6 protein-coding genes are annotated in these 15,317 nt (G+C 70.3%); all 6 read right to left on the reverse strand.

Annotation, left to right across the window (positions count from 1 at the left end; all coding sequences use genetic code 11):
• Positions 1-2 precede the first annotated feature (2 nt).
• Positions 3-1,586, reverse strand: coding sequence for an acyl-CoA carboxylase subunit beta (locus DL991_RS13925; RefSeq protein ID WP_125784674.1), 1,584 nt, complete (start codon positions 1,584-1,586; stop codon positions 3-5).
• Positions 1,583-8,032, reverse strand: coding sequence for a type I polyketide synthase (locus DL991_RS13930; RefSeq protein ID WP_125784676.1), 6,450 nt, complete (start codon positions 8,030-8,032; stop codon positions 1,583-1,585). Before DL991_RS13930 ends, DL991_RS13925 begins: the two co-directional genes overlap by 4 nt.
• Entirely contained in the window at positions 8,029-9,789 is a 1,761-nt protein-coding gene (locus tag DL991_RS13935; RefSeq protein ID WP_125784678.1) for a fatty acyl-AMP ligase, read from the reverse strand. Before DL991_RS13935 ends, DL991_RS13930 begins: the two co-directional genes overlap by 4 nt.
• Before the next feature lie 169 nt (positions 9,790-9,958).
• On the reverse strand, positions 9,959-11,365 hold the full coding sequence (locus tag DL991_RS13940) for an MFS transporter (RefSeq protein WP_125784681.1): 1,407 nt from the start codon (positions 11,363-11,365) through the stop codon (positions 9,959-9,961).
• Between the two features lie 798 nt (positions 11,366-12,163).
• Complete coding sequence (locus DL991_RS13945) at positions 12,164-13,081, reverse strand: helix-turn-helix transcriptional regulator (protein ID WP_125784683.1); 918 nt, start codon at positions 13,079-13,081, stop codon at positions 12,164-12,166.
• Positions 13,082-13,300: 219 nt separating this feature from the next.
• Positions 13,301-15,070: an alpha/beta hydrolase gene (locus DL991_RS13950; protein WP_125784685.1), complete on the reverse strand. Its 1,770-nt coding sequence runs from the start codon at positions 15,068-15,070 to the stop codon at positions 13,301-13,303.
• Between the last annotated feature and the right edge of the window lie 247 nt (positions 15,071-15,317).

Below are 15,317 nucleotides of genomic sequence, written 5' to 3' on the forward strand. Positions count from 1 at the left end.
GCTCACAATGGGATGTTTCCGTGTTTTCTGGCCGGGGTGGTCTGCCGTTTCGTCCGCAGCGTGTGCAGGGCCCGCGCCACTTGCAGGCGGGTCTGCGACGGCGCGATGACCTGGTCGACGTAGCCGCGTTCCGCTGCCAGGTAAGGATTCGAATGCCGTTCGCGGTACGCCTCGGTGAGCCGCCTTCGTTCGGCGGAGCGCTGTTCCGGCGGCAGCGCGGCCAGTTCGTGCCGGTGCAGCACCCGCACCGCGCCCTCGGCGCCCATCACCGCGATCTCCGCGGTGGGCCAGGCCAGATTGACGTCCGCGCCGAGATGCTTCGACCCCATGACCGCGTAGCCGCCGCCGTAGGCCTTGCGGATCACCACGGTCACCATCGGCACGGTCGCCTCGGCGTAGGCGTAGATCAGTTTGGCGCCGCGGCGGATGATCCCGTTCCGTTCCTGCGCCTCGCCGGGAAGGTAGCCGGGGACGTCGGCGAGGGTGAGGATCGGGATGCCGAAGGCGTCGCAGAACCGCACGAACCGCGCGGCCTTCTCCGAGGCGTCGATGTCGATCACGCCGGCCTGATGCCGCGGCTGGTTGGCGACGATGCCCACGGTGCGGCCCCGCACCCGCCCGAACGCGCAGATCATGTTCGGCGCGAAGCCGCTGTGCACCTCCATGAAGTCGCCGTCGTCGACGAGCCGGACGATCACCTCGGTCATGTCGTAGACCTGGTTCAGCGAATCCGGCACCAGCCGGTCGAGTTCGAGGTCTGCGGCGGTGAGGTCGGGATCGGTTTCGTCGGCGTACTCGGGGACGGCGTCGAGGTTGTTGGACGGCAGGTAGCCGAGCAGCGTCCGTACCCAGTCGATCGCGTCCTGTTCGTCGGCCGCCCGATGATGGGCGTTCCCGGAGACCTCGCTGTTCACCGAGGCGCCGCCGAGCTGCTGGGCGGTGATCCGTTCACCGCTGACGGCGTGCACGACGTCCGGCCCGGTGACGAACATGTGCGCGGTCTCGTCGACCATCACGGTGAAGTCGGTGATCGCCGGCGAGTAGACCGCCCCGCCGGCGCAGGGACCCATGATCAGCGAGATCTGCGGGATGACGCCGGAGGCCAGCGCGTTGCGCCTGCCGAGTTCGGCGTAAAAGGCCAGCGAGACGACGCCTTCCTGGATCCGGGCGCCGCCGGAGTCGTTGATCCCGACGACAGGGCAGCCCAGCGTCATCGCCAGATCCATCACCTTGAGGACCTTCTCGCCGAAGACTTCGCCCATGCTGCCGCCGAAGACCGTGAAGTCCTGGGAGAACACACAGATCTGCCTGCCGTCGACGGTGCCGTGGCCGGTCACCACGCCGTCGCCGTACGGGCGGTTGGCGTCCATCCCGAACTCGGTGCACCTGTGCCGGGCGAACTGGTCGAGTTCGACGAAGGAACCCGGGTCCAGCAACAGCTCGACGCGTTCGCGCGCGGTCAGCTTTCCCTTGGTGTGCTGCCGGTCGACGGCCCGCTTCTCGGCGATCCGGACGGCTTCGTCCTGGCGGGCGGCGAGATCGGCGATCCGGAACGCCGTCGTCGGCGCGAACGGGGCATCGGTCACGGTCTCGCCGCCCTCGGTGCCCCGAGCCGGGCGGAGAGTTCGGCGGCGACCACTTCGACGTGCGGGGGGTCGATCATCGACAGGTGATCGCCGGGCACCCGCACCACTTCCAGATTCGTGCAGAAGACGTCCCAGCCGAGGGCGTCGTCGGTACGCAGGTACCGCGGATCGAGGGTGGTCGTCAGCGGATGCGGCTCCTGCGCACGCACCAGGAGCACCGGCCCCGCATAGGGTCCCGGCTGGTAGCGTTCGGCGACCCGGGCGTCCACATAGGACTCGTACTGGTGCCGTAGCACGCCCTGTCCCAGCTCCGGGACCTGTGCGGCCAGCCTGCTGATCACGAGCCGGATCTGCTCGTCGTCGCCGAGCCGGACGAGGTCCTCGCGCGGGATGTCCAGCGGGACACCGTAGGTCCGTTCGACGTGCTCGGCGAACCGGTCGAACCTGTCCAGCAGGATCTCGTCCGCCGGTTTTCCACGTGCGGGCAGGGGCAGGATGCTGTCGATCATGAACACGAGATCGACCCGCTCCCCCGCCGCGGTCAGTCGCCGGGCGGTCTCGTAGGCGAGGCAGCCGCCGAACGACCAGCCGCCCAGCCGATAGGGGCCCTGTGGCTGGATCTCCCTGATCAGCTCGAGATAGCACTCGGCCTTGTCCTCGACGGTGTCCTCTTCGTCGATCCGTTCGAGCCCGTAGACGGGCCTGCCCTCCGGCAACAGGCGGACGAGTCCCTCGTACACGCTCGTCGGACCACCCGCCGGATGGAACAGGAACACCGGATCCGCGCCGCCTTCACGCAGCGGCCGGACCGGACAACCCCCGCGTCCCTCGATCCGGTCGCGCAGCAGATCGGCCATCGCGGCGATCGTCGGCGTGGCGAAGAGCAGGTCGACGTCCGGGACCGCGCCGAGCTGGCCGGCGAACACCGCACGCAGTCGCTTCGCCGCATCATGATCGCCTCCTGCGGCGAAGAAGTCGTCGTGGACGCCGGGTTCCGCACCGTCGAGTTCGGTCTGCCAGTGCCGGGCGATCCAGCGTTCGGCCGGATCACGCGGTCCGACGGTCACGTTCGGCCGGGCGGGCCGCGGGCCTCCCTCGCCGAAGCCTGCCTGTTCGGCGAGGTGATCGGCGAGTTCGCCGAGGCTGGCGCCGCGCAACAGCAACGGAATCGGCAACGACAGGCCGAAATCGCGTTCCACCACACCCCTCGCGCGCATGGCGGTGAGGGAGTCCAGGCCGAGCCTGGTGAGCGGGACGTGCCTGTCGATCTCGTCCGCGGCGAGGCCGAGCATCCCGGCGACGAGACCGGCGAGGTAGTCGGCCAGCATCTCGCGGGCCGCTTCCGGCAGGACCGCCCGCAGTGCGTCCAACCCGTCCCAAGTGGACGGTCCGGCATCCGGTTCTTCCTTCGGCACAAGAATCTCGAAGAACGGTCGTCCGGCCAGACGCGGGAACAGGGCCAGTACCGTCCCGGCGTCGACGCGGGCGATGCCGGTCGATCCGCGATCACGGTTCAGCACGGCTTCCATCGCCGCCAGTGCCTCGTCCGTGCCGAGCGGTTCGAGCACCGGGTTGCGGCTTCCGACGGCCGATCCCGCCTCGCCCCAGGCTCCCCAGCCGATGGTCGCCGCCGGCAACCCGCCTGCCCGACGCCACTCGACGAGCGCGTCCACCCAGGCGTTCGCGGTCGCGTAGGCGGCCTGCCCCGGCGATCCGAACAACGCGGCCGCCGACGAGTACGTCAGCCACCAGTCGAGTTCGTGTCCGGCCGTGGCCTCGTGCAATCGCCACGCTCCCAGCGCTTTCGCGCGCCAGACGGCCTCGACGGCATCCTCGTCGACGGCGATGGCGGCACCGTCGGCCAGCACGCCGGCCGCGTGCAGCACGCCACGCAACGGCATACCGCCTTCCGTGGCGGCCGCGACCAGCGCTTCCGCGGTCCCCGGCTCGGCGATGTCGCCCGTCACCACGCGGACGTCCGCGTCCAGTTCACGCAGGTCCGCCAAGACGGCCGGGCTCGCGCCGCGACGCCCGGAGAGGATCAACCTGGTCGCGCCACGACCGGCCAGCCAGTCCGCCGCGACCAGGCCGAGTCCGCCGAGACCACCAGTGATCACGTAGGCGCCTTCGCGCACAACGGTTTCGTGGCCCGCTTCCCCGAGATCCGGGCGGGCCAGCAACCGCGTGTACCGGACGCCCTCACGCCAGGCGATTTCGTCGTCCGGCGCGTCAGCGTGGAGCTCCGCCGCCAGCCTGGCGACCCACAGCTGTGCCGGATCCGGCTCGGCATCGAAGTCGACCTGGCTCGCTCGCAGCTCGGGGTGTTCGAAGGCGAGGACACGGACCAGCCCGCGAAGCCAGGCCTGTCCGGGATCACCGCGTTCACCGGGCTCGATGGCCGAGGCGCCGGCGCTGACGAGCCACAACCGTGGTGCGGACGCCGCCTCGGCCAGCTCGGCGACGACGCCGGAGAGCGTGGCGACACTCCGTGCGGCCCGCATCGGGTCGGGTGCGTCCGAAGTGGCCACCCACGCGAGGACTCCCGTCACTTCGCGGGTACGCAGGATCTCCGCCAGCGCGGCCCGATCCCCGAGCGGAACCGTCACCAGTTCGTCTCCGGCGAGTCGTTCGCGCAACGCCGGCGGCCACGGTGACTCGTCCTCCAGAACCACCCAGCTGTGCGGACCCGGTTTCGCCGCCGGATGCCCGGCCTGCCGCCAGACCGTCTCGAACAGCAGATCCGCCATCGGTACCGGCAGAGCCGAACGCTGGAACCGGCGGCAGTAGACGTCGCGGAACTCGACCAGGACGACGCCGTCGGCGTCGACCAGCTGGACGCCGCCGACCAGGCCGTCACCGGCCGGGTCGAGTGAGTCGAGTACGGCGTCGACCCGGACACCGCGCCGAGGATCACCGGCGAGGACGATCTCGCCGAGGGTCAGCGGCAGAAAGACGCCGTCGGCCTCGCGCAGCGTGTCCCCGGCGGCCGCGGCCAGCGCGTGCAGACAGACGTCGGCGATCACCGGATGCAGGACGTACGCGGGATGGTCGGCGGGCAGCGTGATCCGCGCCGAGGCCCGGCCGGGCGCCGCCAGAACCTCTCGCAGTCCGCGGAAAGCGGGACCGTAGCTCTGCCCGGCCGCGGCCAGCACCTGGTAGAGGTCGACCGGCCGGGCGTCGCCGCCGACCGGGCCGAACGGCACGACCGCGGTGTTCCCGTCGCGGACGCGGGCAGTCGCGTGCCGGACCCAGCCACCATCCGCGGCCCGCGCGTAGACGTCCACTTCGGACGGTCCGGAGCCGGTGCCCAGACTGGTCGTCACCTCGGTGTGCGCGGCGAGCGGGAGCACACGGCGCAGTTCGAGACCGCTGATGCGCAGGTGCCCGCCGGGCCGCAGGACGGTCTTCACCGCCGCCAGCGCCAGTTCCAGGAAACCGGCGGCGGGGAACAGCGGGACCCCCATCGCCGCATGGTCGGCCAGCCACGGCTGCACCGCCGTCCCGACGTCCGCGTGCCACAGGTGCCCACCGCCGGTCGGCTGTTCGATGTGGACACCCAGCAATGGATGCGCGCCACCGGATCCGAGCCGGGAGGCCGGGCGCCGCGGCCAGAACCGTTCGTGCCGCCAGCGTGGTCCGGGCAGCTCGACCGGAAGCGGGCGGGGCCCACCGCCGTCGAGCACCACGGGCAGTCCGAGGGTGTGGAGCCGGGCGAGCGAGGTCAGGAACGCCGTCCGCTCGTCGATCCGACGGCTCGCCGAAGGCAGCGCGAGCGCGCCGGTGCTCTGCTCGATCGCGGCCAGCGCGACCGGATGCGGCGAGATCTCGACGAACACGCCGTACCCGTCCGCGGTCGCCGCCGCCAGCGCCTGGCTGAACCGCACCGGACGGCGCAGATTCGCCGCCCAGTAGTCGACGTCGAACACCGGTGACCACTGTGGATCGTCGAGAACACTGCTGTAGCAGGGGATCTCCGCCGGTCGCGGGGAAAGCCCGTCGAGCTCGGCGCGGAACCGGCCGAGGACGGCGTCGACGGCTTCCGAATGGCCGGCACCTCCGACCGGCAACCGCTTCGCCAGCCTTCCGAGGCCCTCCACATGCGACACCAGGGCCTCGACCTGCTCGGCGCCGCCACTCACGGTGCACTGGACCGGCGAGGCGTAGACCGCGACGGTGATCCCGGGGAACTCCGCTTCCAGATCGGCGAGCTCGGCCGGGGACAGTTCGACCACCGCCATCGCTCCGTCGCCGGACGCGTCGACCTCGGCGAGCAGCCGGGCGCGCGTGGCCATCACGCGGAGGCCGTCGGTGACGTCCAGCGCTCCCGCGACGACGGCGGCCGCGACCTCGCCCATCGAATGTCCGGCCACCGCGGCCGGGACGACGCCGTGCGCACACCAGAGCCCGGCGAGGGCGAGGTGCATGCCGAACAACGCGAGCTGGGTCGCGGCGAGGTCCGGCAGGTCGCGCTCGCCGGAGAAGACCGCGCGAAGGGAAAACCCCGCTTCGGCCAGGAACACCGGGTCGAGCGCCTCCACCTCGGCACGGAACGCGGGTTCGGAGCGAAGCAGGAGGCGGCCCATGCCGGGCCACTGGGAGCCGTAGCCGGAGAAGACGAACACGACGTCGGGCATGGGATCGGCCTCGCCGACGACGACGTCACCGCCGTCGCGACCGGCGGCCAGTTCCCGCAGCGCGGCGGCGGCCCGGTCGCGTTCCTCGGCCACCACCGCACCGCGGATCGGCAGGTGGTCCCGGCTCCTGGCCAGCGTCGTGGCGACCGCGTCGAGCGGAACCGCGCGATGGGCGGGTTCTTCGAGCCAGTCGGCCAGATCGGCGGCACGCGCCCGAAGCACCTCGGGCGATCGGGCCGACAGCGCCAGCACGCGCGGGCCATCGGCGTCCGCCCCACGAGCGGGGAACGACGCGGCGGGCCACTCTTCGAGGACGACGTGGGCATTGGTGCCACCGAAGCCGAACGCCGAGACCCCGGCCCGCACGACGTCGGAGTACCGCGGCCAGTCCGTCCCGGCGCCGACCATACGGAGGCCGAGACCGGGGAAATCGATATGCGGACTGGGTGCGCGATGATGCGGGGTCGGCGGCAGCCGCCGGTGGACCATCGCGAGGACCACCTTGATCAGCCCGGCCATCCCAGCCGCGCCTTCGAGGTGGCCCAGGTTTCCCTTCACCGACCCGATCAGGAGCGGCCTGCCGGATTCGCGGCCGGCTCCGAGCACCTCGCCGAGCGCGACGGCCTCGATCGGATCTCCCACCGCCGTCCCGGTCCCGTGCGCCTCCACATAGTCCACAGAGGACGGTTCGACACCCGCCGCCGCGTACGCGTCACGCAACAGGTCGGCCTGCGCGCCGGGGCTCGGCGCGACGAGACCGTTGGACCGGCCGTCGGAGTTGACCGCACTGCCGCGGATCACCGCGAGCACCCGGTCCCCCGCGCGGCGAGCGGCCTTCAGCGGCCTGAGCACGATCACGCCGCAGCCCTCACCGCGGGCGATGCCGTCGGCGTCGGCGTCGAACGGTTTGCAGTGCCCGTCCGGGGCCAGCACCCCGGCACGCCGGAAGGACGCGGTGACAGCGGGTGAGAGCAGGAGATTCACCCCGGCGACGAGCGCCGTCCCGCATTCACCGCGGCGAAGGCTCTGCACCGCCTGATGCACCGCCACCAGCGAAGACGAGCAGGCGGTGTCAAGGGTGAGGCTGGGCCCGCGCAGGTCGAACAGGTACGAAAGCCGGTTGGCGGCGATGCTCGTCGCGGCCCCGGTAGCGGACCAGACGTCGACTGTGGCGGGATCGGCCATCGTCAGGTGGCCGTACTCGCCGGCCGAGAGCCCGACGAACACACCGGTCCGGGTGCCCCGCAAGGTGGACGGCGGGATCCCGGCGTGTTCCAGCGCCGCCCAGGCGACTTCGAGCAGCATCCGCTGCTGGGGATCCATCGTTTCGGCCTCACCCGGGGTGATGTCGAAGAACGCGGCGTCGAAACCGGCGATGTCACCGAGGAATCCGCCACGGCCGAAGTCCTCCTCGAACGCGTCCCAGCGGCCTTCGGGGACGTCGCGGATGCCGTCACGGCCGTCGTCCAGGAGCCGCCAATACCGCTCCGGCGAGTCCGCGCCGCCCGGCAGGCGGCAGCCGACACCGACGATCGCGATCGGCTCTCCCTCGCGGCCTTCACCGCTCACGATCGCCGAGTCCTCCACTGTGGACAGACGCGCGGCGAGAGCGGCGATCGTCGGGTACTGCCATACCAGTGTCGGCGGTAGCGGACGGCCGAGGTACCGGCCCAGCTCCGCCGCCAGCTCCATCGACTCCCGGGACGAAAGGCCGCTCTCGTGCAGCGGGCGGTCCGGGTCGATCTGAGCCGCGGGCAGCCCTGTCCGCTCCGCCACCCGCGCGACGAGCCAGGCGCGGATCTCCGCGGTCACGCGAGCCGCCGCGCGGTCAGCGAACCGTCCAGAAAGGACTTCCGGCACAGCGCGCGGCTGATCTTGCCGCTGGAGGTGCGCGGAACCTCGCCGGGGGCGAGGAAGACGACGTCGTGCGGCCGCAGACCGTGCGCGGCCGAGACCGCCCTCCGGATCTCCCCGGTCGCCACGGTGGTGTCGACCTCGGCACCCTTGGCCCGTTCCACCACCACGACCGCCGCTTCGCCGTCTTCGTGCTCGATCGCGAACGCCGCGGCGGAATGCGGCCGGACCGCGGGATGCGTCTCCACGGTCTGTTCGATGTCCTGCGGATAGTGGTTGCGGCCGTCGACGATGACGAGATCCTTGAGCCTGCCGGTCATGAACAGCTCGCCCTCGTAACGCACGCCGAGGTCCCCGGTCGCGAGCCAGCCCGCGCCGGACTCCGGGTCGATCGGTGGCAGGCCGAAGACACCGTCGGATACGGCGGGCCGTCCCCAGTAGCCCACGCCGACGTTCGGGCCGTTGACCTGGATCTCCCCCACCCGCCCCGGTTCGACGAGCGCGCCGGTGACCGGGTCGGCGATGCGGACCCGTTGCCCAGCTGGAAATCCGCAGGAGACGAGCGTGGTGGACACCGCCCCCGGGATGGCGGGCGTCGCCAGTCCGACGGCGAGCCGCTCGCGGTCGAAGGCGACCTGGCGCGGAGCCTTGCCCGCTTCGGTGACGGAGACGAGCACGGTGGCCTCGGCCAGCCCGTAGGAGGAACGATGCACCTCGGGCCGCAGCCCGCAGTCCTCGAAGGCACCGTGGAACTTCGCGATGGTCGCGGGCAGGACCGGCTCGCTACCGTTGATCAACGAGACGACCCGGCTCAGTTCGAGGTAGCTCTTCTCGTCCTCGGTCACCCGGGAAGCGCTGTAGGCGTAGGCGAAATTGGGTGCCGCGCTGATCGCGCCGGGGCTGGCGGAGAGGGCACGCAACCAGCGTGACGGCCGTTCGAGGAACGCGAGCGGATCCATCAGGACCGTTGCCGCACCCGCCGCCATCGGCGCGCCGATCCCGAGGATCAGGCCCATGTCGTGGAAGAGCGGAAGCCAGCTGACCGTGGATGTCGTCCCGGTTTCGACCGAGTAGGCGTCGCAGGCCTGGCGGGCGTTGGTGAGCGCGTTGCGGTGGGTCAGCATCACGCCCGCCGGCGTCCGCGTGGAACCGGACGTGTACTGCAGGTACGCCAGTCCGTCTGGTTCCGGTCGCGGCCAGGAACGATCACCGGCCGCGACCGGAGTCGGGGTGTCGACGGCGAGCACGGCGGGGCGCTCGATATCCGTCGAGGAAAGGAAACCGGCGGTGGCGTCGAGCCCGTCGGCGGTGGTGAGCACGACCCGCGGCGCGCAGTCGGCGAGCACGGCGGCCAGCCTGCCCGCGTGCCCAGGAAGGTCCGGGGCGAACAGCGGGACCGCGACCAGCCCGGCGCGGATCGCGCCGAGGAAGGCGACGACGTAGTCGACGGACTGCCGCGCCAGGATCGCCGCCCTGTCCCCCGGGGCGGTGAAAGACGTCAGCCGGGTGGCGAGGACGTCGACCCGGTCGTCGAGTTCGCGCCAGGACAGGGTGACCGCCCGGCCGTCCGCTCCGGCGCGATGGTCGAGATAGGTCACGGCGACCTCGTCACCGAGCCGCCACGCCCAGTACCTCAGCAGTGTCGCGAACGACTCACCGCCGCGCGCGTCGCCCGGCTCGTAGGCGGCGACGACCGATTCCGAAATGGTTTCCATGGCCCCTCGTTTGACGACGTGAGCAGGAGCGGGTGAATTCGGAACGGCACCGTTGCCGAAAGCGGATTCCATTCCGGAGACCGTTCTTTATCTGCCCGGAACTGTATGGATACCGCGGGAAGAGTGTCAATGAAAGGACGGTGAAACGCCGACGGCGATGCCGACGTGCTCACCGGGAAGTGAGAAAGGGGGCACCCTGCTTGTCACTTCGGGACGAACTTCGGCCCGGCCGGGGGTTCAGCAACCGGAGCGCGAGGAGCGCGCCGGCCAGTTCCAGTCCCGCCGCCGTCAGCAGGCCCGCCGTGTAACCACTCGCCAGCGCGGACGCGGCGCCCTCGTCGAGCCGGGCCGTGCGGACCACCGCCAGCACGGCCCCGATCAGCGCGACTCCCAGCGCGCTCGACAGTTCACGCGACGCGGTGAGCAGCCCGGACGCCGTGCCCGCGTGCCGCTCCGCCACGATTTCCAGCGCGTACGAGGTCAACGGTGTGGTCAGGGCCGATCCGGCACCGATCAGCACCAACCCGGGAATCCGCGGAAGCACTTCCGGCACGTGGTTGACCGCGGCGATCGCCAGCAGTCCCGCGGCCACCGTCGCCAGCCCGGCCGCGACGGTCCGATGTGGACCGAATCGCGGTACGGCCCACGGCATCAGCGGCGTCGCGGCGACGACCGCCACCGCCACCACGACCAGCGGCAATCCGGCGTGCAGCGGCCCGAGTCCGAGGGATTCCTGGTGCAGCAACGGCGTGAAGAAGAAGACGCCCGAAACGCCCAATCCCCACAGCAACTGCACGGTGAGGGCGCCGGCGAAGACCCGCTGGCCGGTCAGCCCCACCGGGACCAGCCGCACGCGCGCGCGTCTCTCCCGGAACACGAACCAGATCGCGAACCCCGTCCCCGCGACGCCGAACACCGCGGACAGCAGCGCGCCGCCCTCGCCCAGCTCCACCACGGCGGCGGTGATCAGGATCATCCCCGCGGTCACCACGAGCATGGACAGCACGGCGGGCCGCCCGGCCGCCGGATCGCGATCCGCGAGGGCGACCGTACGCGACAGCAGCAGCATCGCCGCCACGAACGGGAGATTGACGAAGAAGATCCAGCCCCAGCCCCAATATTCGCTCAGTACCCCGCCGAGCGTCGGACCGAGCGCGAGCGCGGCCGCGAGACAGGCGGTCCACACCGTCGCCCCGACCGCCCGCCCTCGCGCGTCGAGATTGGTGCGCAGCAAGCTGAGCAGGGCCGGGACCAGGAACGCCGCGGCGGCGCCCTGCAGTACCCGCGCGGAGATGACGAGCCACGCCGTCGTGGCCAGCCCGCCGGCCGCCGCGCCGACCCCGAACGCGAGCAGCCCGGCCCGCAGCGTCGCGGCCTGGCCCCAGCGGTCCACCACCGTGCCCGCCACCGGGAGCAGGCCGGCGAACGAGAGCATGTAGCCGATGCTCACCCATTGCAGCGTGGGCAGATCGAGGCCGAGTTCCCGGGCGATCGACGGCGCGCCCGCCGCGACGATCGTGTTGTCGAGGGTGGTGACGAACGCCCCTAACGCGATCATGAGGAGCGTCGGGCCCATGTTTCCTCCTCGTGAGCGGTAAGGACGGCTCTCACGCGGGGTGTGTCGCGAGGGTCGTGCGTGTTCCGGCTCGTCAGAGCCATGAGGGCTTCAGGCACCCAAGCTCAGCTGACCTTCAACCCTCCTGGCGTCGTGAGTGTTTTGGGTCGTTAGAGCGAACCCTCTCTTGGATACCTGCGCGTGGCCTGTGGCTTTGCTCGCGTGAGGTACGTGATGGCCCCCTTGCTTGCGCCTGGCGCAAGGATGGGGTCCTTCATGCACTGGGGAAGGTGTGAAGCTCGAGTTTCCTCGGCTGAGCCGAGGCAAGGAGTCCTTCACGGACCGGCCGCTACCCGGCTCACCCCAGCAGGTACCTAAACACCCTTGGCCAGAACGATCATTGCCACTCACGACCCCTCCGCAAAACGCCCGAATCGGGCACTGTCACCCCGAAAGTGTCCCCTGTGGACAGCCGAGAAGGCGTCAGGCCACCGTGACGAGCCCACCTCCACCACTCCAACCCCGCTTGACCAGCGGTTATGCGACTTTGCCGGGCCCCTGGTGCCGCCGGGACAACCGTGCCAGACCACCGACACGACACTTTTTGCCTTTCAGCTCAACAGTTCTCATGACCACCTGTACCGAACTGGCGGTTTCGCGTGACCGGATGGACGACACGGGTGATCCGACGGACGACTCTCGTGACTGAATGGACGACACGGTCGGCTCTACTTACCCCTACCACTCGTGAGAAGCGGCCCCTTTCTCACGTGACAATTTCCACCGCCGGCCTTGGTGCCCACGCCACAGAAACGCGATTCAGAGCCAGCCTTGGCGCGACGCCTGTACTCCCAGCTGGAATCGCGTCTGCGCGCCCAGCAATTGCTGCAGGCGGCTGATCCGCCGGAGCACCGTGCGTTCGCTGATGCCGAGCTCGCGCGCGATCGCCTCGTCCGTCAGGCCTCCGCTCAACAGCGCGAGCAGTCGACGAGTGGCGACTGTCGGTTCCTGGGCGGCTTCGGCGTCGTCCGGACCACCCGCCCGCACCGGCACACCCATCCGCCAGAACGACGCGAACAACTCGATCAGCGCGCTCAGCATCATCGACGGATGGATCAGCAGGGCCAGCACGTCACCCGCGTCGGAGTTCGGGACGGCGATCAGCGCCCGCTTGCTGTCGGCGATCACCAGCTTCAAGGGCAGTCTCGGGAACACCCTGGCCTGCTCCCCCAGCGCGATACTCGACTGCACCTGGGCGAATCCGTCATCGTGCTGCAGTACGGACGAGTCGTAGACGACGCGGTACGCGATGCCCCGCGCCATCGAACCCGGCTGCACCGTGCTCACCTCGGCTTTCGGGCTCATGTACGACCCGGGGTCCAAGGCGACGATGTCCACGCTCGCCTGCGTCTGCATGGCCTCGAAGGTGGCGATCACCTCGTCGCGGCTGCGCAGCACCTCGACGAAATCCGCGTCCCGGCCGGTCCGCAGGGAGTAAGCGGCGCCCAGCACCTCGGCCGCTTCCCGCGCGCGGACGGCGGCGGCCTCGTGCTGCGCCGCGAACGCCGACAGTGCCGCACGCGGCGGTCGCACCTCGACCCCGGACGCGCCCGCCCGGACCAGACCGAACCGCTCCAGCTCCGCCAGCTCGGCGCCGGGCGTGATCGGGCGCCCGTCCAGCAAAGCCCGGTACAGCTGCTCGGCCTCCATCGACAGGCCCCGCGACTCGGCGAGCATGACGCTTCTCCTCCCCCACCCCCGGGATCGAACGGCGTGACATCGATGTCACGCCTCGCGGAATCGCTGCTTCCACTCACTGCTCTTGAGGGGGAAAGCGCCGGAATCGTGCGGCTGGACCGATAACGAAAGGATCACAGATCCCGGTGGAGGCACGCCGAAGAGGCTCCCGCGAACCGGATCGGGCTCGCGGGAGCCTCTGTTCAACGCTTTCGGGGACTAGGCGTTGGCGGGCATCCCCTTCTCGTCGGCCGCCGGGGTCGCGGCGCCTTCGAGCAGCTCACGGACGATCTCGTTCGCCTTGCGCACCTGGGGCGTGATCATCTTGATCTTGATCTTCCCGTCGTGCCCGAGGTGACCGCCGACCTCGGCCGTCTTGTCCTCACCCGGCAGGGGCAGCCCCTGGCAGCCGGTGAACTTCTTCTTCGGCGTGAGACCGGTCTGGAAGTAGGCGACGATCGGGTCGTCGACGCAGTCGGTGTTGTACGGGAAGATCCCGTGGCTGCCTTCGTTGTCGACACTGATCATCTTGGCGCCCGGCAGGCCGTTCGCGGTGGCGAGCGCGCCCTCGTACGGCGTGGCCGCGTCGAGTTCGGTCTGCGCGATCAGCAGCTTCGGGAACGTCTTCTGATCCGGCGCCGGCTTGGCGTTGGTGGTCGGCCAGAACGCGCACAGCGGCGCACCCGAGAGGGCCATGATCGGCGCGATGAACGGCGCGTTCACGGTCAGGTCGGCCTGCCAGTAGTTCCAGTAGTGCAGGTTCTGGTTCCACTGACCGTCCTGGCACCGGATCGCCTCGAACGCCGCGTCCCAGGTCTCGACCTCGGCGCCGCCCTGGTAGGAAGCCTTGCGCTCGACCGAGTCCTTCTTCGCGATGGCCTCCAGAGCGTTGCCCTTCGCCTTGTTCAGGAACGCCTTGTTCGCGTCGGTCAGACCGGGCGTGGTCAGTGCCTTCGCGACGACCTGCTCGAGCTTCTCGGCGTCGGTCCCGGTGGGCGCCGGCCCCTTCGCCAGCGCGGCCACCATCGAGGCCGCGGACGGGTACTGGGAGGTGTCGTACATCGCCGGGATGATGAACCACGCGGCGTAGAGCATGCCCGCGAACTCCCGGGTGCCGCCCGCCTTCTCCCAGTCGCGGCGGATCTCGAGCGGGTCGGTGCCCGTCTTGTACTTGGCGTCGTTGCGCGCCATGTAGGGCAGCAGCGCTTCCTGGAACTGGCGGTCACGGCTGCGCGGCTGGAGGTCCCAGGTCTTCTCCAGCGTCGAGCGGCTCGCGTCGGTCGAGGAGTCGAGCAGGAACCGGTGCGCCCTGCTCGGGAACGTCGTGGCGTACCAGGTGCCCAGCCACGTGCCGTACGAGTAACCGATGTAGCTGGTCTTCTTCTCCCCGAGCAGCACCCGGATGAAGTCCATGTCGTACGCGGTCTGCTCGGTGGTGATGAATTTCGTCAGCGGGTTCTTCAGGCAGCCTTCGACCTTCGCCCGGCTGATCACGTTCTGATCGGTGCTGTCCGGGACGGTGTAGCTACAGGTCAGCGGAGTGCTCTGGCCGACACCGCGGGGATCGAAACCGACGAAGTCGTACTGCGAGGCCAGCACGGGGCTGCGCATCGCCATCGCGGCGCCCCACGGCAGGCCCTCGCCGCCGGGTCCACCCGGGTTGACCAGCGCGATGCCCTGCCTGCCGGTGCCGGGGTAGGCGGTCGCGGTCTTGGACACGCGGACGCCGATCGTGTTGCCGTCCTGCGGGTCGTGCCAGTCGCGCGGCACCTGGATGGTGGCGCAGGCGAGGCCCTTGACCTTCTTGAGTTCGGCTTCCGTCGCCGGCGCGACGGACGGGAACGAGCACTCGCCCCAGGCCACGGCCTGCTTGGTCAGCGCGCCGGCGAGCGCCGCGGTGTCCGGGTCGGCCTTGGCCGCGGGAGCCGCACCCGCGGCGGGAGCCGGCACCAGGCCCGAGGCCAGGAACGCACCGGCGACCACGGCCACCGCGCCTCTCCGCGTCTTTCTCGTACTACCGATCACCATGATCCCTTTCGACAAGAGCCCCCGACGTCCGTACGTGAAGTAAAGACGGGTGATCAGGTTTCCCACACGGCCCGGAGCTGGCGGATACCCGACATGGCAGGATCTCGACACTCGCGTGATCAGACCCGTAACTCGCGTGATCAGAGGCGTAACTCGCGTGTTCCGCCTTCAAGCACGCGAGTTACGTCCCTGATCACGCGAGTTACGC

The sequence above is a fragment of the Amycolatopsis sp. WAC 01375 genome (genome assembly GCF_003947325.1).
Taxonomy (GTDB): Bacteria; Actinomycetota; Actinomycetes; order Mycobacteriales; family Pseudonocardiaceae; genus Amycolatopsis.